The organism is Bifidobacterium xylocopae (genome assembly GCF_003315615.1).
GTDB lineage: Bacteria > Actinomycetota > Actinomycetes > Actinomycetales > Bifidobacteriaceae > Bombiscardovia > Bombiscardovia xylocopae.
In genome coordinates, this window is the sequence record NZ_PDCH01000013.1 from 22,405 (window position 1) to 43,696 (window position 21,292).

General features: G+C 61.8%; 18 protein-coding genes and 1 tRNA gene. 18 read left to right on the forward strand and 1 reads right to left on the reverse strand.

Features of this window, described 5'->3' with window-relative positions; translation table 11 throughout:
- The first annotated feature begins 7 nt into the window (after positions 1 to 7).
- The 15 genes from CRD59_RS06240 (at position 8) to CRD59_RS06305 (ending at position 16,212) form a co-directional block, all read left to right on the forward strand.
- Positions 8 to 1,042: a D-2-hydroxyacid dehydrogenase gene (locus CRD59_RS06240; RefSeq protein ID WP_113853843.1), complete on the forward strand. Its 1,035-nt coding sequence runs from the start codon at positions 8 to 10 to the stop codon at positions 1,040 to 1,042.
- A 113-nt stretch (positions 1,043 to 1,155) separates the two neighbouring features.
- Positions 1,156 to 1,326, forward strand: a complete 171-nt coding sequence (locus CRD59_RS07965) for a hypothetical protein (RefSeq protein WP_161522292.1) — start codon at positions 1,156 to 1,158, stop codon at positions 1,324 to 1,326.
- A 5-nt stretch (positions 1,327 to 1,331) separates the two neighbouring features.
- Positions 1,332 to 2,282 (forward strand): magnesium transporter CorA family protein, encoded by a 951-nt coding sequence (locus tag CRD59_RS06245; protein WP_113853822.1) that lies wholly within the window; start codon positions 1,332 to 1,334, stop codon positions 2,280 to 2,282.
- Positions 2,283 to 2,304: 22 nt separating this feature from the next.
- Positions 2,305 to 3,141 carry a transporter substrate-binding domain-containing protein gene (locus tag CRD59_RS06250; protein ID WP_161522293.1) on the forward strand — a complete coding sequence of 279 codons (837 nt, stop codon included), beginning with the start codon at positions 2,305 to 2,307 and terminating at the stop codon, positions 3,139 to 3,141.
- 83 nt (positions 3,142 to 3,224) lie between these two features.
- Positions 3,225 to 6,206, forward strand: coding sequence for a leucine--tRNA ligase (gene leuS / locus CRD59_RS06255; protein WP_113853824.1), 2,982 nt, complete (start codon positions 3,225 to 3,227; stop codon positions 6,204 to 6,206).
- A 390-nt stretch (positions 6,207 to 6,596) separates the two neighbouring features.
- Complete coding sequence (locus CRD59_RS07970; protein WP_161522294.1) at positions 6,597 to 7,046, forward strand: ComEA family DNA-binding protein; 450 nt, start codon at positions 6,597 to 6,599, stop codon at positions 7,044 to 7,046.
- A 373-nt stretch (positions 7,047 to 7,419) separates the two neighbouring features.
- Positions 7,420 to 8,976: a ComEC/Rec2 family competence protein gene (locus CRD59_RS07975; RefSeq protein ID WP_161522295.1), complete on the forward strand. Its 1,557-nt coding sequence runs from the start codon at positions 7,420 to 7,422 to the stop codon at positions 8,974 to 8,976.
- Between the two features lie 47 nt (positions 8,977 to 9,023).
- On the forward strand, positions 9,024 to 10,001 hold the full coding sequence (gene holA / locus CRD59_RS06270; protein WP_113853827.1) for a DNA polymerase III subunit delta: 978 nt from the start codon (positions 9,024 to 9,026) through the stop codon (positions 9,999 to 10,001).
- On the forward strand, positions 9,998 to 10,606 hold the full coding sequence (gene tsaE, locus CRD59_RS06275; protein WP_113853828.1) for a tRNA (adenosine(37)-N6)-threonylcarbamoyltransferase complex ATPase subunit type 1 TsaE: 609 nt from the start codon (positions 9,998 to 10,000) through the stop codon (positions 10,604 to 10,606). Before holA ends, tsaE begins: the two co-directional genes overlap by 4 nt.
- Positions 10,603 to 11,412 (forward strand): tRNA (adenosine(37)-N6)-threonylcarbamoyltransferase complex dimerization subunit type 1 TsaB, encoded by an 810-nt coding sequence (tsaB, locus tag CRD59_RS06280; protein ID WP_113853829.1) that lies wholly within the window; start codon positions 10,603 to 10,605, stop codon positions 11,410 to 11,412. The genes tsaE and tsaB overlap by 4 nt, the downstream gene beginning before the upstream one ends.
- A gap of 1 nt (position 11,413) precedes the next feature.
- Positions 11,414 to 11,968 (forward strand): ribosomal protein S18-alanine N-acetyltransferase, encoded by a 555-nt coding sequence (gene rimI, locus CRD59_RS06285; RefSeq protein WP_113853830.1) that lies wholly within the window; start codon positions 11,414 to 11,416, stop codon positions 11,966 to 11,968.
- The gene (gene tsaD, locus CRD59_RS06290) at positions 11,961 to 13,004 is read left to right on the forward strand and encodes a tRNA (adenosine(37)-N6)-threonylcarbamoyltransferase complex transferase subunit TsaD (protein WP_113853831.1); all 1,044 of its coding nucleotides are present in this window, start codon (positions 11,961 to 11,963) and stop codon (positions 13,002 to 13,004) included. Before rimI ends, tsaD begins: the two co-directional genes overlap by 8 nt.
- Positions 13,005 to 13,306: 302 nt before the next feature.
- Positions 13,307 to 13,379: transfer RNA gene (locus CRD59_RS06295), tRNA-Asn, on the forward strand.
- A 212-nt stretch (positions 13,380 to 13,591) separates the two neighbouring features.
- Complete coding sequence (gene spxB, locus CRD59_RS06300) at positions 13,592 to 15,358, forward strand: pyruvate oxidase (protein ID WP_113853832.1); 1,767 nt, start codon at positions 13,592 to 13,594, stop codon at positions 15,356 to 15,358.
- A gap of 341 nt (positions 15,359 to 15,699) precedes the next feature.
- Entirely contained in the window at positions 15,700 to 16,212 is a 513-nt protein-coding gene (locus tag CRD59_RS06305; RefSeq protein ID WP_236632773.1) for a M23 family metallopeptidase, read from the forward strand.
- Between the two features lie 25 nt (positions 16,213 to 16,237).
- On the opposite strand, the gene CRD59_RS06310 is transcribed toward CRD59_RS06305, so the two are convergent.
- A complete protein-coding gene (locus CRD59_RS06310; protein ID WP_161522296.1) occupies positions 16,238 to 17,317 on the reverse strand; it encodes a substrate-binding domain-containing protein in 1,080 nt (359 codons plus the stop codon).
- 736 nt (positions 17,318 to 18,053) lie between these two features.
- On the opposite strand from CRD59_RS06310, the gene CRD59_RS06315 reads away from it, so the two are divergent.
- From CRD59_RS06315 to def, 3 genes are read left to right on the forward strand one after another with little or no spacing between them, the layout of a single operon-like run.
- Positions 18,054 to 18,560 carry a hypothetical protein gene (locus tag CRD59_RS06315; RefSeq protein WP_113853835.1) on the forward strand — a complete coding sequence of 169 codons (507 nt, stop codon included), beginning with the start codon at positions 18,054 to 18,056 and terminating at the stop codon, positions 18,558 to 18,560.
- A gap of 38 nt (positions 18,561 to 18,598) precedes the next feature.
- Positions 18,599 to 20,626 (forward strand): AMP-dependent synthetase/ligase, encoded by a 2,028-nt coding sequence (locus tag CRD59_RS06320; RefSeq protein WP_113853836.1) that lies wholly within the window; start codon positions 18,599 to 18,601, stop codon positions 20,624 to 20,626.
- A gap of 8 nt (positions 20,627 to 20,634) precedes the next feature.
- Positions 20,635 to 21,117, forward strand: coding sequence for a peptide deformylase (def, locus tag CRD59_RS06325; RefSeq protein ID WP_113853844.1), 483 nt, complete (start codon positions 20,635 to 20,637; stop codon positions 21,115 to 21,117).
- Positions 21,118 to 21,292 lie beyond the last annotated feature (175 nt).

The window sequence follows — 21,292 nt, forward strand, 5'->3', positions numbered from 1 at the left end:
GATGGCCATGGATACTCAACAGGTGAGAGGCGCTTCGGCTGTGCCCGCCCGCCATCCGGCACCTCCAAGGCCCGACAGGGTGCATATCATCAACGGATTACCGTTGACCGCGATCGAGCGGAAACGGTTCGAGCGGGCCGCGGACGGGGTAGACCAGCGGTTCATCACCGATCCGTCCACGCGCGACAATGATGTATGGGGGGTTGAGCTCCCCATGGGTATGCGGGACGAGGCGACGGTGATCATCGGCAACCCTCCGCCGGAGCAGGTTGCCGATTGCCGACATCTGGCTTGGCTGCAGACGGCCAGCGCAGGCGTGAACGCATATGAGTCCGATGGGGTCCTTCCGGCAGGGGCCATGCTCTCAGGGGCCTCCGGTGCTCTGGGGCAGTCGGTTTCCGAACATATGTTCGCCATGATGTGGTCCCTGATGAAACGGTTGCCCCGCTACCGGGACCTGCAGGGGCGGAGCCGGTGGGAGGGGCTTGGACGGTCCCTCTCGCCGGTCGGCGCCAAGGTCCTGCTCCTGGGGACCGGTGACCTGGGTTCTCACTTCGCAAGGCTCGTGAAGTCCGTCGGCGCCCGCACGATCGGCGTGCGCAGGGATAGCCACAAACCCGCCGTGGGCGTCGACGAGATGCACGGCTTCGGCGAGTTGGACCATCTGCTTCCCGATGCGGATGTCGTGGCCATGACTCTGCCGGCTGCGGCGAACACTCACCATTTGATGGACGCACACCACCTGGCCCTGCTCAAGTCGACGGCCATTCTGATCAATGCGGGCCGTGGTGACGCAGTGGACTGCCAGGCTCTGGCCACCTGCCTGGAACAGGGTCGGATCTGGGGCGCGGGTTTGGATGTGACCGAGCCCGAGCCACTGCCGCCGGGGCACCCGCTCTGGAAGCAGGAGCGCTGTCAGATCACGCCGCATGTGGCCGGGGGAACGAATTTGGCCGTCAACGCCGATCGTATTGTGGCCATCGCGCTTGAAAACCTGCAGCGATATATGGAAGGTCGTCCCTTGAGAAACCGTGTCCGTTGAGGGGGGAGGGGGCCGACACCGATATGCCGGTGTCCGTCTCCAGGTGCCGGACGGTCACCAGTCGTTACCGGTCCTACGCCTGACCAACGCCGACCGCATACCGGCACCCTGGCATGGATGGGCCACCAGAGGCGGGGCAGACGGTGAAGCTCGACGTGTCGAATTCCCCGGACGGACTATGCTGGGAGGGTTGGCCCGGCTTCGACCGCTCCCGGCGCGAGGGGACCGGCATGGCGGTGACGAAGAATCCGAAGGGGTCCAGGGCCCATGGCGAGAGGCGGTGACGGCGATGATGAGGGTATTCAGCACCATGGGTGGGAAGATCGAACAGATAGAGAACGCCGGCAAAGGCTCCTGGGTCTGCCTATCGGACCCTACAGACGTCGAGTTGGCGGGTCTCGCCCAGGACACGGGCATCGACCTGGCCGACCTGCGCGCACCGCTGGATGATGAGGAGCGAAGCCGCGTCGACGTGGAGGACGACTACACAATGGTCATCGTCGACATCCCGACGGCCGAGGAACGTGACGGGCGGGACTTCTATGAGACAATCCCCCTGTCGATCATCGTGACCGAGGATCTGATCATCACCGTATGCATGCAGGACACGCCCCTGCTCCACCCATTCATGGAGGGCACGATCAGAGGCTTCAACACGTTCATGAAATCCCGCTTCATCCTGCAGATTCTCTACCGCAACGCCAGCATGTACCTGCGTTACCTGCGCATCATCGACCGCGAGTCCGACAAGCTGGAGCTCAAACTGCGCCATTCCATGCAGAACCGCGAGATTCTCATGCTCCTGGAGCTGAGCAAGGCCCTGGTCTACTTCGCCACCTCCCTGAAATCCAATGAAATAGTGCTGGAGAAGATGACCGGTCTTGACCGCATCAAGCAATACCCCGACGACGAGGACCTGTTGGGCGATGTGATCACCGAGAACAAGCAGGCCATCGAGATGGCCAACATATACTCCTCCGTATTGTCCGGAATGACGGACGCCTTCGGTTCCATCGTGTCCAACAACGTCAACAACGTCATGCGCATATTCACGATCATCTCCATATCCCTTTCCGTTCCTACGCTGATCTTCTCCATGTATGGCATGAACTTCCAGGACGGCATGCTCGGTATGCCCTTGAGCGGCAGGCCATGGGGCTTCATCGCCGTCGTCATCCTCTCCACGGTGCTGACCGGTTTCGTTACCTGGATCCTGACCCGCTCCCGGTTCTTCAAATGAGGCCTTACCCATGCAGGGCAGAATGGTCTTAATCACACGGCGGTTGATCGCCCTGCTCACGGTGCTGTCGTTGGCGACGGTGCTGGCGGGCTGTGGCGGTCAATCGTCGACCTATGACGTCAGCTCTATAGGACCCAAGGTCCATATCGGTGTGCTCGCCGATCAGCCCGGACTTGGGTTCACCAGGTCAGGCCAACGTTCCGGACTCGACATAGATGTAGCCAGGTACATTCTCCATGAACTGGGCTTCGTGCCCTCACAGATCGTCTGGTCGGACCTGCTTCCCGCACAGAGGGAGGAGGCATTGGAGAGCGGCCGTGTGGACATGATCCTGGCCGGCTATTCGATTACCGGACCCCGTAGCCAACGGGTCGACTTCGCGGGCCCGTATTTCATTTCCGGCCAGGACCTGTTGATACGCAAGGCCGACAGGCGGATTCGAGGAGTGGGAGACCTGGGCGGGCGCAGGGTGTGCGCGGTTGCCGGCTCCACCTCGGTCGAGGGCATCATACAGCGGGTGCCGCAGGCGCAGGTGCGCGAACGTGATCGGATCGGCGCCTGCGTTACAGCCCTGCTCAGCGGTGACGCGGACGCGGTCACCGGTGACGGCATGGCCCTGGCCGGCGCGTCGGCGGTGATGGGCGGCGGCCAGCTGGCCCTGCTTGGTGCGACGTTCACGAGTGAGCGCTACGGGGTTGCTGTCCGTCATGGGCAACCCGAGCTGGTGGCGGCCATCGACAAGGCGCTGGACCATATGATGACGGACGGTTCATGGATGCAGTCGGTTCGGAATGCCGCCTCTGGCATCGGGTTCGAGATAGACCCCAAGGCAAGCCGTCCCATACCGCCGGTCCATTGAATCGAGCCCTGAGGGCACGGAAGCGTCCACAGAGCGGACACGGACCGTGCCCGTGTCCATGTGAATGTGGATAATCAGTGCCTATGAGTGCGAACGAACACAACGGATCCCAGCAGACAGACGGTCAGAGCGGTGAGCCCGCCTTCCGTTACAACGCCGCGATGGCGCAGTCGATCGAGGGAAAATGGCAGAAGCGGTGGGATGAAGAAGGTGCGTTCTGGGCCGCCAATGTCAAGGGCGGCCTGACGGATGGTCGAGGCCGGCACGCGGAAGGCAGCGATCCATACTTCGTCATCGACATGTTCCCCTATCCCTCGGGCAAGGGTCTGCATGTGGGTCACCCCCTGGGCTATATAGCCACCGATGTCGTCTCACGCTACCATCGGATGAAGGGCGAGAATGTCCTGCATGCCATGGGCTATGACGCCTTCGGCTTGCCCGCGGAGCAGTACGCGGTGCAGACCGGGCAGCATCCCCGTGTCACGACCGAGCAGAACATCACCAACATGCGTTGGCAGCTGCACCGCATGGGGTTGAGCTTCGACGACCGTCGTTCCTTCGCTACGATCGACAACGGCTACATCCGCTGGACCCAGTGGATATTCTCGCGCATCTATGATTCCTGGTACGATTCGGATTTCAGACGCAAGGACGGTGGTCTGGGCTCGGCCCGACCGATCAGTGAGCTGGTCGCCGCCTTCAGGGACGGGTCCAGGCCCATACCGGGGCATGAATCGGACGGTTCCTCATGGAGTGAGTTGGATGCGGCAGAGCGTTCACGAATCCTGAACGATTTCCGCCTGGCCTACATCTCCACTTCGCCGGTCAATTGGTGCCCAGGTCTGGGAACGGTCCTAGCCAACGAGGAAGTCACAGCCGAAGGTCGTTCCGAGCGCGGCAATTTCCCGGTCTTCCAACGTGAGCTCAAGCAGTGGTCGATGCGGATCACCGCTTACGGCCATCGGCTGATCGAGGATCTGGGCATCCTGGACTGGCCGGAGAAGGTCAAGCTCATGCAACGCAACTGGATCGGCGAGTCGCATGGCGCTTCGGTGCGCTTCCGGGTGGAGGGCGGTGACGGCGACCAGGAGATGGAGGTGTACACCACCCGTCCAGACACCCTCTTCGGCGCCACCTTCGCGGTCGTCTCGCCGGAGCATGGCCTGCTGGAACACGTGCCCCAGGTCTGGACTGCTGACATCCCTGATTCCTGGAAAGGCGGGTATGATTCACCCGTCGAGGCCGTGGCGGCGTACCGTAGCATCGCGCAGTCCAAGACCGCCAAGGACAGGTTGAATGATGCGGGCGAAAAGACCGGCGTGTTCACAGGCCTGTATGCGGTCAATCCGATCACCGGCGCCCGCATACCGGTCTTCACCGCCGATTACGTACTTATGGACTATGGCACCGGCGCGATCATGGCCGTCCCCGGTGGAGACCAGCGTGATTACGACTTCGCCAGCAAGTACCAGCTGCCGGTCATCTATACGGTCCAGCCCCTGCCCGAATCGGGCGATGGACTGGACGACTACCGTGGAAAGGCGCCATTCGTCTCCCACGACGGCATCGTCGTCAACTCCTCGGTAGAGACCACATGGGCCAGAGGGGATGCACTGAGCCTTGACGGACTGCGGGTGGATGCGGCCATCGAAAAAGCCATAGCCTGGCTCGAGGAAGCCGGTGTGGGGGAGGGCAGGACCTCCTACCGCCTGCGCGACTGGTTGTTCTCCCGTCAACGCTACTGGGGGGAGCCCTTCCCGGTGGTTTACGATGAAGCCGGCCTGCCCCACCTGATTCCGGACGATCAATTGCCGGTCAAGCTGCCCGAGGTGCCCGACTACAGCCCCAAGACCTTCGATCCAAACGATGCCGCGTCCAATCCGGAGGCCCCCTTGAGTCGCAACGAGGACTGGGTCAAGGTCAGACTGGACCTGGGCGACGGCCCTAAAACTTACTATCGCGATACCAACACCATGCCGAACTGGGCCGGTTCATGCTGGTACTACATGCGCTACATCGACCCGACCGACAACAGGCATATGGTCGACCCGGATGAGTTCGACTATTGGCTGGGCCCCAACCACAACGCGACCGCCGGCGAGTCGGGCGGTGTGGACCTGTATGTGGGAGGTGTCGAACATGCGGTTCTGCACCTGCTATACGCACGTTTCTGGCACAAGGTCCTCTATGACCTGGGCTATGTCAGTTCGCGCGAGCCCTTCCACCGTCTCTTCAACCAGGGCATGATCCAGGCCTACGCCTACACCGACGACCGTGGCCAGTATGTGCCCGCTGCTGAAGTGGAGACGCATGAGGCGGACGGTCGAACCGATTACACCTGGCATGGGGAACACGCCAACCGTGAGTTCGGAAAGATGGGCAAGAGCCTGAAGAACATCATCACGCCAGATGATATGTACGCCACATATGGGGCAGATACATTCCGACTCTATGAGATGAGCATGGGACCCCTCGCCGAGTCGCGCCCGTGGAACACTCGTAATGTGATCGGCGGCATGCGCTTCCTGCAGCGCCTGTGGCGCAATGTGGTCGATGAGGAAAGCGGACAGGTCCGGGTGAGCGAGGAAGATCCCGACGAGGAGACCGTGAAACTCCTGCATCGGACCATCCATGACGTGACCCAGGAAATGGAAGGGATGCGACCCAACACCGCCATCTCCAAGCTGATCGTCCTCAACAATCATCTGACCGGTCTTGCGCGTGTGCCAAGAGCGGCTGTCGAGCCGCTGGTGCTCATGCTCTCGCCGATCGCGCCGCACATCAGCGAAGAGCTCTGGAGCATGCTGGGGCATGGGGAATCACTGGCCCACGCCCCCTGGCCCACTTATGAGCAGAAGTACCTGACCCGGGAGACCGTCACTGCGGTTGTGCAGGTCAAGGGCAAGGTGCGGGGCAAACTCCAGGTGAGTCCGGACATCTCCGCCGAGGAGCTACAGGCCCTTGCCCTTGCGCTTCCCGCCGTTCAGGAGCGCTTGGGCGGTCAGGATCCGCGCAAGGTGATCGTCAAGGCCCCCCGGATTGTCTCCGTTGTGCCCGCCGTCTGACGGTCAGGCACATTCGACCACATCAATCGCCAGGCCTCGGCCGAAGGACCATGACTTTGGCATGATGGGCCCATGCATGATCGAACGCAGGCAATAACTAACGGTCGTCGGTTGGTTCGGATGACGGACCCGCCTCCAAGGTTGGGTCCGCCTCCGCCCCCGCCAGGTGGACAGGACAAGCCTGGCTCCGGTTCCGATGGGCGGAGTGCTTCCAGGCGAGGGATTCGGGGAGCCCATCCCGAAGACGGATCGAACGGAAGGGCGGTCGCCACAGCTCTCGCCGCATTATCGGGTGTTCGTATCGGTGATAGCGCCCAGGATTCCATTCTCACGCGTGGAACGGAAGGTCATAGGGACCGTCCCCGAATTCTGGTCAAGCCGGTCCATGCGGTGATTGCAATACTGATTCTTACCGCAGCCCTGTGCGCCAGTCTGACCCTTTTCATTCAGCAGGCTGCCAGCATCGCCGGCATGGATGCCGGCGGGGGCATCTCGGTGACCAAGGGGGAGCAGGGGAAAGGTCACAGCAGGGCAGGGAACACCCATGCCAATGACGGCTCGGGTGCTCCTTCGCCGAAGGCTCCGGCCGCCCAACAGTCGCCGTCGGCTCCCTCCAGCGGAATGCCGGCCAATGAATTGCCGCCCGGTACGGTTGATTTGAATGCAGCGGATGCCGGCCAACTCGAAAGCATTAAGGGAATAGGACCGGTAACGGCCCGGAAAATCATCGAATACCGCAGCAAAATAGGTCGGTTCAGCTCGACGGACCAACTCCTCCAGGTTGGTGGGATCGGGCCGAAGACCTTGGAGAAGATACGACCCAAGCTGGTGGTTCAGTGAAGCCGGGGGAGCGGATGTGTCGTCCGACGGAAGACTTCGCTTTGCGGACCGGGAAAGAGGAAGCCTCGATTGGAGGATGCTGCCATGCCTTCTTGCTGCCTGGATAACCAGCCTGTCCGCCCAGACACTGTTTGAACGGTGCTGGGATCGGGATCTCGGCGCTTCGGGAGGGCAGGTCCGGCTGGGCTGGATGGGCCGGCCGGCTGACCATGCGGTCGGACATCTGGTGCCTTTGGGGTTGGCGGCCTTCGTCTGTTTGGGGGCCGCGGCCATGGTCTGGTGTGTGCGTCGACGGGATAAGCCGTCCTCTGCCATATACAGCCTCGGTCACAATGTCCGCTGGCCATGTTTGGTGCGCCGTATGCTCCCTTTGATGAGCCTCATGGCCCTGGTGTCCATGGTCGCAGGATCAGCGGCCGTGCTGTCGAGTCTGGTTGTGGTGGAGGATTCGGCTGATTGGCTCATCGGCGGCGGTAATGTGCAGGTAACTGCCAGGGTGCGCGCGCATTCTCCGACCATGGCATCCGATCTCATGGGTCAGGACTGCCGGACGGAGGTCAGCATCATACACCTGGAGGGTGCTGGCCTCTCTCTTGGTTCCAGGGCGAAGGCGCGGCTCTATGCCACAGATGACGGTTGCAATATGCGTCGGGGCGGTCTGTACCAGGTGGAGGGACAGTTGAAGTTGGCAGAAATGGGAGGAGCCAGGTATTGGCTGACGGTTCCCAAGACGTCAAGAGCGAATCGCGAGACGCCGCGCGCGGTTTCAAAGGGGCGGGTCGCTCCGATGCGTATGCTGCGGGAACCGGGGCGTATGGATGCTATGCTTTCATCAATGCAGGAGGCTTTCCTGCGGCAGACCCGATCCCTGGATGACCAAGGGCAGATCCTGGTTCCAGGACTTACCATGGGTGTGTTGGGGCAAGAGTCCTATTTGCCGCCCGACGAGAGGCCGGTCGACCGGGAGCCGCCGTCCCCGGCCTACGCGAAGCGGTTGAAGGATGCTTTCAAACGTTCAGGCATCATGCACCTTATGGCGGTCTCAGGCAGTCACTTCCTGCTTGTAGGGAGCGTGGTCGGCGTTTTGCTGCGACGTTTACGGGTGCCCCGCTGCGCGCAGACGGTGGCCTTGGTCGTCTCTTGCCTGCTCCTCGCCAGGGCCATGTACCCTTCTGATTCCGTACTCAGGGCTCAGTCCATGTGTATGGTCTCCGCACTAGCCCTGGGGTTGGGTAGAAATGGGCAGTCTGTGTCCGCCCTGTGCTGGACCGCTGTACTTACCCTGCTGGTGGAACCGCCGCTGGCACGCTCCTTCGGCTATGCGCTTTCGTGTGCCGCCGTTCTTGGGATCGCCATATGCGGCAGGCCGCTTGCCGAAGCCTGGAAAGGCCACCTGCCTTCCTTCCTCGCCCAGCCCTTGGCGACCACATTGGCCGCCCAGACCGCTACACTGCCCATCCAGGTGTTGATGTCCCCGCAGCTGCCAGCATTCTCGCCGTTGGCAAACGTCATCGTGGCTCCGTTCGTTGATACGGCCACGATCTGCGGTCTGCTTGGCCTATGCCTTGCTCTTCCCTGCCCAGCAGCCACGGCCCTCCTGGTCAGGCTGGCGTCCTGGGGGACATGGGTCATGGAACGGGCGGCGTCGCTTTTGGGGGGACCCGGGGCGGTCGTTCTTCCGTGGCCGGGTGGTCCAGGTGGTTCCTTGGCCATCCTCCTTCTGGAGTGTGCGAGTGGTCTGCTGGCACTGTCTGTCATTGTGCTCAGGAGAAGGATGGCCTTGGACTCTGACCCCGCGGTCGGGGCTGCGGCGGCCGAGGGGGCTGGGGAGTTAGGCGGCATAGCTGTGCATTACGGCATTTCGTCACGGCTGGCTGTCTGGGCCGGACAGGGATGGTCCATGCTATGTTCGCTCTCCTATGGGACTTAAGAGGCCGGACAGGGGCGCTTGTCCACCGATGCAGGGAAATTAACAGTATGACACAGGATCAGTCGGACCTTTGGCCGTTCACCATATTGGCTGGCGGGGACGCTTTCCTGGCCGAACGTACCATGAAGGATTTGCGTGGCCAGGCACTGCGCGCCCACCCACATGCTGAAGTGGTGGAGTTGGACGCCGCTGTGTGTGACCCCTATGAGTTCGACGAGGCCGTCAACCCCTCCCTGCTGTCCGATTCAGCTGTCGTGCTGGTCGATCGACTGGACGATGCCAAGGATGCGCTGGGCGCGGCCATGGTCACTTTCTGTGAGGATGCTGTCCGCGACCCGGCAGGGAGCAGCATCGTCATCTGCCGGCATTCCGGAGGCAACAAAGGCAGGCGGCTCCTGGCCGCTCTGGCGAAGTCGGGCGCCCACCAGCGCAGACTGCCGAAGATGAAGCGGCAGGATGACAGGATGGGGTTCGTCCTGGCGGAGTTCAGACGATTTGGGCGGCGAATCAAGCCGCCTGCCGCCCAGATGCTGGTGAGTGTCCTGGGGGACCGGACCGCGGAGCTTGCAGCCATGTGTGAACAGCTGTGTTTCGATTTTGACACCGATCCCATGACGCTGCCTATTGTAAGTGAATACCTGACCGACAACCCACAGGCCAGTTCCTTCAATGTGGCTGACCTGGCCTTTGAGGGCAAGGGGGCGGAGGCGATCGTGCGCATGCGCGAAGCCATCGAGCAAGGGGTGGATGTTGTCGCCATTGTCGGTGCAATGGCTTTCAAGATGCGCATCCTTGCCAAAGTCGCTGCCGCAGGTGGCGGACGTGTAAGCCCCGAGCAAGTGGGAGTGTCGTCCTGGCAGATCCGCATGAACCAGAGGCAGTTGCCCAGCTGGAGTTCCAAGGGCTTGGCTAAGGCTGTCGAAGCTGTGGCCAATGCCGACGAGCAGCGCAAGGGCAGGGGTGGCGACCCGGTGTATGCCATGGAGCAGGCGATTCGTGTCATAGCATCCAGGGGGAAATCATGATCGGTGAGGATGGAACGTCAGTGATTCGGGTCTTGGCTCCGACCGCAGAGGACATGCGGCGGATTGGGAGCAGGTTGGCGTCTCTGGTGAGGGGCGGGGACGTCATCGTCCTGTCGGGCCCGCTCGGAGCCGGCAAAACGACTTTCGCCCAGGGTTTCGGCCGTGGTTTGCATATCGCCGGCCCGATAGTCTCTCCGACCTTTACGATCGCCCGAGAGCTTGTTGGCCGGTCGTCCGGCGGAGCCCCACTGCGCTTGGTGCACGTGGATGCCTATCGGTTGGGTACGCTCGGGTTCGAACCAGGGCAGGCCAGTGCCGACACCCTACTGGACCAGTTGGAATCCCTGGGTTTGGATGAGGAATTGGACGATCCGGATGAACATACGATAGTACTGATGGAATGGGGCTCGCAAATGGCGGCGGTCCTCGCCTCCGCACGGCTTGAAGTGAGCATCGAACGCCCCCTCGAGCCTAAGCCGGTCCGTGGGAAGGACGAAGGCTGTGGGGTGCTGTCAGGTGACGGACCACGGACCGTCGTGTTCAGGGCGGTCGGGCCGGCTTGGACACAGCGGATGGACGACTTACGAAAGGCGGTGGAGGCATGAGCGGGCGAAGCGTATCGGGGCGGAAGAACGCACCAGGGGGAAGGACACTGGTAATCGACACCTCTTATGGCCTCGCCGTTGGATTGGATGGGTTTGCGCCCCTGCTCGAGGAGGACTCCCATCAGCATGTGGAGCTGCTCCTTCCCACCGTCGACCGGCTCCTCAAACAGGAGGGCCTGGCGGCAGGTGAAATCGATTCCGTCGTTGTGGGGGTAGGACCGGGTCCGTTCACCGGGCTCAGGACTGGCATCGTAGCGGCGAAAGCACTGGCCTTCGCGACCGGGGCGCGCCTATTGGGGCAGGACATCCTTTCGGCCCAGGCCGAATGGACGCATGCCCGTGCTTCGGCGACGGAAGGGGAGGGTGCAGCAGCCGTCCCCAGGCGATTGACCCTGGCCGTAAATGACGCTCGACGCCGGCAGCTCTACTTCGAGCTCTTCGATACCTCGGACTCCGCCACGGAACCATTGGGCCACCCCTTGATCGACATGGACATCGACTACCCGGACTCCCTTGTGGAACGAGTCAACCGGGCGTGTGTCGATTGTGCCGCCGCACATCCGGGCATTCCCGTGCTTGTGGATGTGGCAGGTCGTGGCGTGGACCGCTACCGGTCCGTCTGGGCAGGCCTCGACCATCCGGGACTGGTGAGTGAGGACTTGATCTTCCACGGCGGTGCGGCGGCCCTGGGGGTCTTCGTCGCGCGTGCCCGTCGTAAGGCCGGCGATCAGCCGATTGAACCCTTGTACTTGAGGCGACCCGACGTGTCGGTGCCCAACCCGCTCAAGCATGTGGTGCGTGGCTGAGATGTACCGGCAGGTGAAGGCGAGTGACTTGGATGCCTTGGTCGGCTTGGAATGTGAGATCTTCGCAGCCGATGCATGGACACGGGGGATGCTTGAACAGGAGCTTAACGCACCGGCACGCACCTACCTGGTCTACGAACAAGCAGGGGTGATCGAAGCATACGGGGGGTTCTGGTTCGACGGAGACGACGCCGAACTGATGACCATCGGTGTGCGTCGGGCACAGAGGGGCCGCGGCATCGGGTTGGGATTGCTCGAGCGGTTGGCCGTCCAAGCTCGCAGCCTGGGGGCTGCAAGGATGTTGCTGGAGGTCAGGGTGGACAATATGGCGGCCCTGGCCCTGTACCGGAGCTTCGGCTTCCGGCGTATGGGTCTGCGCAGGCGCTACTATCAACCAGATGGCGCCGACGCCTACACGATGGCCCTGGTCCTGTCGGGGGCAATCGCGAGTCCCGGTCCCATCGGTGGTGCCAGGGACAAGGCACTGAGTCCATCTTGGACGGAATTCGATTCAGCAGCGGAACAGAGCTTGAGCAGAGGGAGAGCCAATGAGTGAGCCAGTGGTCTTGGGTATTGAATCCACCTGTGATGAAACGGCGGCAGCGGTCGTCCGCGGCCGGAGCCTGGTCTCGAATGTGGTGGCCTCGTCCATGGATGAGCATGCCCGGTATGGTGGTGTCATCCCGGAAATCGCATCACGCGCCCATGCCGAGGCGTTCATTCCCGTCGTCTCGAAAGCCCTGGCTGATGCGGGCATGACGCTGGCGGACCTCGATGCGATAGCGGTATCGGCCGGCCCGGGACTGGCGGGCTGTCTGGCTGTGGGCGTCTCCGGCGCCAAGGCACTGGCCCTGGCCTGCGGCAAACCGCTCTATGGAGTCAACCATGTCATCGGACACATAGCGGTGACGCAGCTCCAGTTCGGGCCCTTTCCGCCCGATACGCTGGCCCTCATCGTCTCTGGCGGCCATACTTCGCTCCTGCACGTCAAGGATGTAGCCCGTAAGGTTGACGTGGTAGGCAGCACCCTGGATGATGCAGCGGGGGAGTGTTTCGACAAGATCGCGCGTATCCTGGGTTTCCCATACCCGGGCGGGCCCCATATCGACCGGCACGCCCAGGCCGGCGACCCTATGGCGATCAGCGTTCCGCAGGCGCTCACCAATGGCCGATCCGGGGCCCGGCACCCCTATGATTTCAGCTTCTCCGGGGTCAAGACCGCGGTGGCGCGTTGGGTGGAGACACAGCATGCCCAGGGCGGTGAGATTCCGGTCGACGACATCTGCGCCTCGTTGGCCGAATCCGTGGCCGCTGTCCTGTCCCGCAAGGCCATTGCCGCGTGCGAACGCTACGACTCCCGGACACTGATAGTCGGAGGAGGGTTCACTGCGAACTCACAGCTGCGGGCCAAGTTGTTGGAGGAAGGGGGGGAGCATGGCGTCCACGTGCGTATTCCCGAACGAAGCCTTTGCACCGACAACGGGGCCATGGTCGCCATGCTGGGTGTCAACCTGGTTGAAGCCGGTGTGCGTCCATCGGCCGGTGATTTCCCGATCGATTCGGCCATGCCCATGTCGAAGATCGTCATGTAGAAGGGCGACCCGCTGCGGAACAGGACCAAAGATTCAGCAGTGCGACCATTGCCGGTCCTGCACAGGCAGACGGGCTGATGGGGTGGCGAGCGAAGGGTTAGTGCCTCGTTTGCCGGCGACTCGCGGCGCATCTATCTGAGATGGGGTCAGACCTGGCAATTGGTTGCCTGATTCTCGCCCGCTCCATCTTGTGCGGCCACGGTGTGAAGGTCGGACGCTGCAGGCCGACACGCCAGGTTGCAGGTCGGCGACGCCGCCGCTAGAATAATTAAATTGTGTTCGGCTCACGCTGAACGCCGCATTCCCGCGTAGCTCAGTTGGCAGAGCGTCTGACTGTTAATCAGAATGTCGCTGGTTCAAGCCCAGCCGCGGGAGCTCTGGAACCCCGGTGAGAACCGGGGTTTTTGTATCGTCAGTATCGTATTTCCATTTTCATGTGAGTTCTATCACTTATCGGCATAATCACTGCTGCCGGTATTGGATTTGTAATAGCCTCGGTTTAGACCTTCCGCGGAGTTGATGACGACACCGCCGGGGTGATTCCGGTGGGATCTCCATAAGCCCACCACTGTATAAGGAGGTAGATCATGTCCGATGCAAAGAGCGCGGCCAATACGATCAACGCGGGTGATGCGGTTCTGCGGGTGCTGGAACAGTGGGGCGTTCCCCGCATCTATGGTATGCCGGGCGGCTCATTCGACTCGATGATGAACGCCATCCATGACGAGAAGGACCGGATTGACTTCATCCAGGTGCGGCACGAGGAGGGTGGGGCACTGGCCGCCTCAGCCGAGGCCAAGCTCACCGGGAGGATCGGGGTATGCTTCGGCTCGTCCGGCCCGGGCGCAGTTCATCTGCTCAACGGCCTGTACGATGCCCGGGAGGATGGGGTGCCTGTCCTGGCTCTGGTGGGTGAGGTCCCCCAGGAGTTCATGAACATCGACTTCTTCCAAGCCATGGATGAGGAGCCCATGTTCGCGGATGTGGCCGTCTTCAACCGGACCGCGACCTCCGCACAGGGTCTGCCCGCTTTGGTGGACGAGGCCATCCGACGCGCCTATAAGTACAGCGGCGTCTCCGTCATCACCATCCCCAAGGACCTGGCCTGGGCCGAGATCGAGGACCTGCCGGTCGCCACCGCCAGGAACTTCCGCCCGCCGATGCCGATTCCACCGCATCAGGATCTGATTGAGGAAGCCGTGAGGCTGGTCGAGTCGGCCGAGCGCCCACTGCTGTACTTCGGTATGGGTGCCAAGGAAGCGCACGACGAGCTGATCGGGATGTCGGAACAATTCAAGATGCCGCTCACCTCGACGTTCCCAGGCAAAGGCATCGTCGAGGACGATTACCCGGCCTACCTGCAGTCGGCCGGTCGTGTGGCCACCAAGACCGCGACAGAGGCCCAGTACACATGCGACGTGATGGTGTGGGTGGGTTCCGACAACCCCTTCGGATCGAAATTCGTGGCGCCTTCCACCAAGATCATCCAGATCGACAACGACGGCGCCAAGTTGGGCAAACGATTCCAACCCGAGGTAGCCGTCGCCATCCAGGCCGATGCCAAGCTTGCCCTGCGCTCCATGATCGAGACCGGACATGAGCAGGCATCAAAGCCTTTCTACCGGGCCTGCATCAAGAGCAAGCAGAACTGGCAGGAGTGGCTCGACTCCTTCAAGGACGACCACAGCATGCCTCTGCGTCCGGAGCCTGTCTTCAACGCGTTGAACGAGCAACTTGATGACCATGACATCATCATCCCGGACGTAGGGAATGTTGATATCAACTTCCTGCGCCTGGCAAAGATCAAGCCGACCAATAAGTGGTGCGTCTCAGGCAAGCATGCCACCATGGGATTCGCGGTACCGGCCGCTTTGGCGGCAAAGCTGGAATATCCGGATTCCACGGTCTACTCCCTGTCCGGCGATGGCGGTTTCGCCATGCTCAGTGAGGAGATCCTGGCCCAGCTCAAGTACGATGCGCCGGTCATCAACGTGGTCTTTTCCAACGAGACATTGGGATTCATCGAAGCTGAGCAGCTGGACGATTCGCACCAACCCCTCTCCGGGGTTGATCTGCCCGATACCGACTGGGCCAAAGTGGCCGAGGGCTATGGCGCGGTGGGATTCACTGTGCGCACCCCTGAGGAGGCCAGGCAGGCATTCGCTGCGGCCAAGCGAGCCACGAAGGCCTCGGTCATCGATGTCAAGCTGAGTCGCGAGCGCCCATTCGACACCCGTTACATGCGTTTCCCTGAGACCTGCAAGGATCCCAGGCAGGTCAAGGAGTTCACTGACCGCCTGCATGCCGGCCATCTGAAGTCCCTTGCCTATTGGATGGCCCAGGAAAGTAAGTGAAAGCCTGACACTGGCTGTATCCGGCCGTTGATGCAGTAGCCAGCCTCGAAGGACATGGCCATGGCAGCCGGCCGCATGGGGATTCCAGCCCCGTGCGGCCGGCTGCCGTTTGCCTGTCGAGTGTATGGTCCCACCGGGCCCTGTCTGACGTACATTCGACCACATCATCATGATCTGATTGCCCGTGCTGATTGTAGGCGCCAGAATGTTTCTCCAACCGGCGTATGGCGGTTTGGGATTGGGAGGCGATCATGCGAGCGTTCAACTGGCGAAACAGGCGGATGATCCGCGTTCATGGCCTATATGGCATCGGTAGGAAGCGAAGGTTGAAGGCTGTGTGCATGCTGATCCTGATGCTGGCTCTGTCTCTGGCACAGTCCATATCCGCACCTTCGCGGGTCTGCGCACAGTCACGTGAAGTCAATGATCAGCAGGATGGCGCGATTTGCCCATCGGCCTGGGATTGGCCCCTCGCAGGGCCTCCTCCCATTACCAAGGCGTTCGATAATCCTTCCAAGCCTTGGTTGCCGGGCCACCGGGGCATGGATATGGCAAGCCATGGGGGAGAGGATATACTCGCACCCCAGGCCGGAGTGCTATCTTTTTCGGGCAGGGTCGCGGGCAAGGATGTGGTCAGCCTCAGGGTAGGTGCGCTGACCGTCAGCTTCGAGCCCGCCACGACCAGTCTGACACCGGGCGATAAGGTGGCCCGCCGCCAGGTTTTCGCGAAGGTGCAAGGGACCTCAGACCACTGTGACGGACGCTGCCTGCACTGGGGACTTCGTAAGGGCAAACGTGCTTACCTGGATCCGGCGGGCAGGATCCATCCCCATCGAATCGTCCTCAAACCCTGAGCGTGGGTAATCAGATGGATACTAGTCACAGGCCGGCTTCGGCTGGTTTGACATAGCCGGTGTCGATCAGTGTGCTTTTCAGGTTGGAGGCCGATACGGCGATTAGGGGGAGGGAAAGGACAGGTACGTGCCGGCCCATGCGCTCCTGGTCAGAAACTCCCGGCAGCGAGGCCGGACCCTGCCCAGTGTTGAGTCTCCAGCAGGCCTCGGCCAGGGAGGCGGCCAGGCCATGGCGGTCCTCAAGGCCGGTCATCCACTGGCGGCCGTTGACTATCTCGGGGATGTTGTCGATGTATGCACCGTAACCGGTGACGATGGGCCAGCGATGCTGATCGGATGGGCTTGTGTCCTCGGCCGCACCACCGTGTCCATCGGTCTCCCCTTTCGATGCCCCAGGCGTCTTGGAGGCCTGCGGTCTGGGTACTGGATGCCGTTGCAGGTCCTTACGACCGGTCATGTTGCCGACGATGTCGCCGATTGATATCTGCGGGTTCACATCGGCCGACGAACCGGTGTATCCCATGTCGCCCAAGGCGTCCATTACACCCGATGCGATGAAGTCGTTCATGGCTATGACCCCGTCGATCCGTTGAGCGCCGGAGGAACGGGCGTCCGTTTCCAGCCGGGCGGACATCTGCTTGGCTGATGCTCCTGTGTCCGTCCCGGGGTCGAATGCCACCGCTCTCCAACTGTCCTCCCCGCTGTGAGCGTCCAGGCGTCCGGAGGGGCTGACGGCACGACCATCCTTGAAGTAGGGGGCAAGGACCTGCCAGATGCCTTTGAATGACTGTTGCGCGAAGGCTTCGGCGGATGACTCTGCGCTATCTTCGCCATGTTGATCACTGTCCGGTGAACCGCTGGGGATGAGCACCTCGATCGAGCGTGGACTGTTACTGCTGGCCTTGTCAAGTTCGAGCTTGCCTACCAGCTGTTGGGCTTGGGTGCGTCCGATCTGCTCGGCGTTGGACATATCCACCATCAGGTCGGGCACCACCTCGGCCAGGTCGCTGGACAGGAGGACGACATGCATGCCCTCGCGTTTGGCGAGTTTGAGCGACGAGACCAGTCGCCGGTATGCCTGGGCTTCCTCCTCTTTCCCTTTCATATCCTTGTCCTGGCCGTTTTCCCCGCTGGGTCGCTTCTCTCCTTGGGCTCTCGTCCTATCGGATCGACCGGATGATTCACTCGGGCGGGAATTAAGCATGGGGTAAGCGACGTAGTCCCCATACTGCCGTGCCAGGGCATCTGGCCGCGTGGCCGGTGCCACAATCAGGGTCGTCGGTTCCGCTGCGTCACCCTTTCCGGCGCGATGACCGGAGTGTGACACAACGTAGTCCTGCACCTGCCTGCTCTGCTCATCCATGCTTCTGCCGGTGGCCGAGGAGAAAGCCGATGCGGCGAATCCATGCTTACCGAGGGCTTCCTTGAGTTCTGGGGTGAAAGTTGCCCACTTGTTGATAGGGGTGTGTTGTGAGAAGGTAATGCCATCGGATGGTGTGAATACCGCAACGGAACCGCTTGCACGTGGGGCGGTTGTGGCGGTCGGGGAACCGGTTTCGGTTGGGGGTCTGGTCCCTGAGCAGGCTGCCATGCCACCCAATAGGCACAGGGTTGCCACCGCCGTAGTCAGTCTCATGGCCATTCGCTTTTTATCGCACTCCACTACGGCTCCTCGCTCCTGCACCGCCCCTGTAGGACAGACCCTGCTGACAGGACCCCATTGTATGGCCTTGCGTCCACATACGCACAAGCTGTGGTTTCGGACTTGTCGGGTGACGAACCAGGTTCCATGCTGGTGGGATTGGACTTGGTCACCAAAGGATTGCTAAGGAGAGGGAAGCATGGTGGGTGCAGAGGTTTCTAGACAGGGGGAGGGGAGATCCGGCCCGATTTCGCTGGCCGTGGTGACTTCCATACCACTTGGGTTCGGCGGCAGGGAACTCCCGGTGCGCTATGTGGATGCAGGATTCGCCGAAGGTTCGGCGAATGCCGGTCGGGCGCGCGATCTGGCCTCCCGATCGGCTTTCCTGGCCTGCAAAGCCTATGACGTGGCCCGCGGCCACTTCGATCCCGGTCAGCTGTCCGGTCTGCTTACTCCGGTATGTCTGGAGCGCCTGAAATTGTTCGCCCGAATCCTTGAGGGGTCTGGTTTCGGGCGGGTGCGAAGGCCGGACGGTGCGGTCTCCTATCCACCGATCGTGCCGGTGGATGTCGAGGTCTTCGCCGTCGGTGGAGGCCGCTTCGAGATGGTGGTGACCCTGGCTGCGCTGCACGAACGGTACCAGGCGAACGTGACGATGCAGGCCAGAGGTGAAGGATGGCTCTGTACTCTGCTTGATCTCGGCTGACGTGGGCTTTGACGGGCCCAACCCATATAGTTGAAAGTATGTTGCGTGAATACACAGTCGAGGACATGCATCCGACGACCGACAAGGACACTATATATTCCCTCCTGGCCCATCGTGTAGAACGTGATCCCCAGGATCTGATTGCCCAATGGCAGGACCCGGCCACCCGATCATGGCATGATGTCACCGCAGGGCAGATGCAGGACCGGGTCCGTCAGGTGGCCAAGGGGCTCCTGGCTCTGGGGGTACGCAAGGGTTCCATGGTGGTCATCTATTCGGCCACTTGCTACGACTGGGGTGTCACAGACTTCGCCTGCGCCGCCATCGGTGCGGTCTCGGTGCCCATCTACGAGACCGATTCGCCCAGGCAGGCCGAGCTCATTGTCAAGGATGTGGACTGTGTCATCGCTTTCGCAGGCGATGCCGGGCATGCGCAGGTGCTTGAACAGCTCCGGGACGATCTGCCGGACGTCAAATACGTCTTCAACTATGAGGCCGAGGGCCTGAACGCGGTATGTGACTTCGGCCAGTCGGTCTCCGATGATGAGTTGGATCGGGCGATAGCACAGGTCAAGGCGGACGACCTGGCCACCATCGTCTATACGTCCGGCTCCACCGGCAGTCCCAAAGGGGTCATGCTGTCGTCGCGTAACTTCACCCATATCGTTTTCGCCGGGTGGGAGGTCCTGTACCACATGCTGGCGGCACCAACCAGGCTGATGCTCTTCCTGCCACTGGCCCACTGCTTCGCCCGCTACATCCAGTATGTGGCCATCGGAGCCCAGGGTGTGGTGGGGTACGTCTCCAACACCAAGCACCTCCTGGCCGACCTGCGCACCTTCCGGCCCACATACCTGCTGGCCGTTCCCCGGGTTTTCGAAAAAGTCTATAACGCCGCCTCCCAGAAAGCGGGAACGGGCATGACCGGCAGGATCTTCGCCGGTGCCTACCAGCATTTCGTCACTTGGTCCAAGGACGATCAGGAGGGTCGAGGGCACTCCCTGGCCGCGTGCATGAAACATTCCTTCTATATGAAGGCCGTCGGCAACACGATCCAGTCTGCTCTGGGCTCAAATCTGAGCTTCCTCGCCTGCGGGGGAGCACCTATGAATGCCGAACTGGCTCACTTCTTCAATGGCATCGACGGCATCACCTTCATACAGGGCTATGGCATGACCGAGACCGCCGCTCCATGCTGTGTCAACTTCGAGGACGCCAACGAGGTCGGTTCGGTAGGACGACCGGGCCCGGGCATCACCGTGCGCCTGTCGGACGATGACGAGCTATTGGTCAAGAGCCCCTCGGTCTTCATGGGCTATTACAAGAACCCGGAATTGGATGCGACCGTCCTGGACGAGGATGGCTGGCTGCACACCGGCGATCTGGCCCGTATCGACGACCAGGGCTTCGTCTTCATCACCGGTCGCAAGAAGGACATCATCATCACGGCGGGTGGCAAGAACGTATCGCCTGCACCGATGGAGGAGACCATCTGCACTTGCCCGATCGTCTCCCAGGCTGTGGTCGTCGGGGACGGCAAGCCGTTCGTGGGAGCGGTCGTCACCCTTGATGAGGAGATGCTGGGGTCCTGGCTCAAGGCGCAGCACCTGGACGAGGCGATGACACTCGAGCAGGCCAGCCGCAATGATGCTGTGCGTGCGTTCATCCAGCAGTACGTGGACCAGGCCAATGGCGATGTCTCCCGTGCCGAGTCTGTCCGCAAGTTCATCATCCTCGACAAGGACTTCAACGAGGAGGACGGCACAATGACGCCTTCGCTCAAGGTTGTCCGTCCCAAGGTGCTCGAACGCTATGCGGAACTGATAGACCATGTGCTGTATGCACCGAAGACTACAGGGGCCAAAGCGGCGGCTCCGTCGAAGATCCGGGTCAAGACCCCCGAATCGGTGGCCCCCATGCTCAACAAGGCCAAGACATCTGTGACCGACTCCCTGGCATCCGTGACCGAACGCCTGCGCGAGGCGAAGACCGGCGACACCGGGACTGATGAAATGAATGCCGGGGAGGAACCCGACAGCGACCGTACTGAACCCGAAGCGAGGTGAGCAGGGTAGTGACAATCCGACAGATCAGGGTGGTGCCCGACCCCGTCCTGCGTACCACTTGTGAGGAAATCAAGGCAATCACGCCTGCGATACACCGTCTGGTGACCGATCTGGTTGAAACCGTGGATGATCCGGGGCGAGCGGGTCTCTCCGCCAACCAGATCGGCGTGAGTCTCAGGGCCTTCTCCTATAACATCGGGGGCAAGCTGGGCTACGTGCTCAATCCCGTGATTGTTGAAACCGAAGGCGAGCAAGTGGGGGAGGAAGGCTGCCTCTCCCTGCCCAACCTGTGGTATTCCACACGCAGGGCAGACTATGCCAAGGTCAGGGGCATGGATCTCGAAGGCAAGGAGATTACCTTGGAAGGAAGAGGCATCATGGGCCGTATGCTCCAGCACGAGTGTGACCACCTGGACGGGCACGTCTACATCGACCGCTTGGAAAAGGATGCACGGCGCGAGGCCATGCGACGCCTGAGGGGCCAGCGCTAGAACCGCATCCCCCACACCCCACCCCCCGACCGCCCCCCCCGCCCCCCCCCCCCTCCACCCCCCCCCCCCCCGCCCACCTCCCCCCACCCCACAACCGCCCCGCCCCCGCGCCCGTGGACCGGCACCCCTCCCACCACTCCCCCCCCACGCCACCCATCCGCCCGTCCACCACGCC

Bases quoted from the DNA above. Each gene is read 5' to 3' on its own strand.
- CRD59_RS06240 (WP_113853843.1), top strand. From the start codon at position 8: ATGGATACTCAACAGGTGAGAGGCGCTTCGGCTGTGCCCGCCCGCCAT.
- CRD59_RS07965 (WP_161522292.1), top strand. From the start codon at position 1,156: ATGGATGGGCCACCAGAGGCGGGGCAGACGGTGAAGCTCGACGTGTCG.
- CRD59_RS06245 (WP_113853822.1), top strand. From the start codon at position 1,332: ATGATGAGGGTATTCAGCACCATGGGTGGGAAGATCGAACAGATAGAG.
- CRD59_RS06250 (WP_161522293.1), top strand. From the start codon at position 2,305: ATGGTCTTAATCACACGGCGGTTGATCGCCCTGCTCACGGTGCTGTCG.
- leuS (WP_113853824.1), top strand. From the start codon at position 3,225: ATGAGTGCGAACGAACACAACGGATCCCAGCAGACAGACGGTCAGAGC.
- CRD59_RS07975 (WP_161522295.1), top strand. From the start codon at position 7,420: ATGAGCCTCATGGCCCTGGTGTCCATGGTCGCAGGATCAGCGGCCGTG.
- holA (WP_113853827.1), top strand. From the start codon at position 9,024: ATGACACAGGATCAGTCGGACCTTTGGCCGTTCACCATATTGGCTGGC.
- tsaE (WP_113853828.1), top strand. From the start codon at position 9,998: ATGATCGGTGAGGATGGAACGTCAGTGATTCGGGTCTTGGCTCCGACC.
- tsaB (WP_113853829.1), top strand. From the start codon at position 10,603: ATGAGCGGGCGAAGCGTATCGGGGCGGAAGAACGCACCAGGGGGAAGG.
- rimI (WP_113853830.1), top strand. From the start codon at position 11,414: ATGTACCGGCAGGTGAAGGCGAGTGACTTGGATGCCTTGGTCGGCTTG.
- tsaD (WP_113853831.1), top strand. From the start codon at position 11,961: ATGAGTGAGCCAGTGGTCTTGGGTATTGAATCCACCTGTGATGAAACG.
- spxB (WP_113853832.1), top strand. From the start codon at position 13,592: ATGTCCGATGCAAAGAGCGCGGCCAATACGATCAACGCGGGTGATGCG.
- CRD59_RS06305 (WP_236632773.1), top strand. From the start codon at position 15,700: ATGCTGATCCTGATGCTGGCTCTGTCTCTGGCACAGTCCATATCCGCA.
- CRD59_RS06310 (WP_161522296.1), bottom strand. From the start codon at position 17,317: ATGAAAGGGAAAGAGGAGGAAGCCCAGGCATACCGGCGACTGGTCTCG.
- CRD59_RS06315 (WP_113853835.1), top strand. From the start codon at position 18,054: ATGGTGGGTGCAGAGGTTTCTAGACAGGGGGAGGGGAGATCCGGCCCG.
- CRD59_RS06320 (WP_113853836.1), top strand. From the start codon at position 18,599: ATGTTGCGTGAATACACAGTCGAGGACATGCATCCGACGACCGACAAG.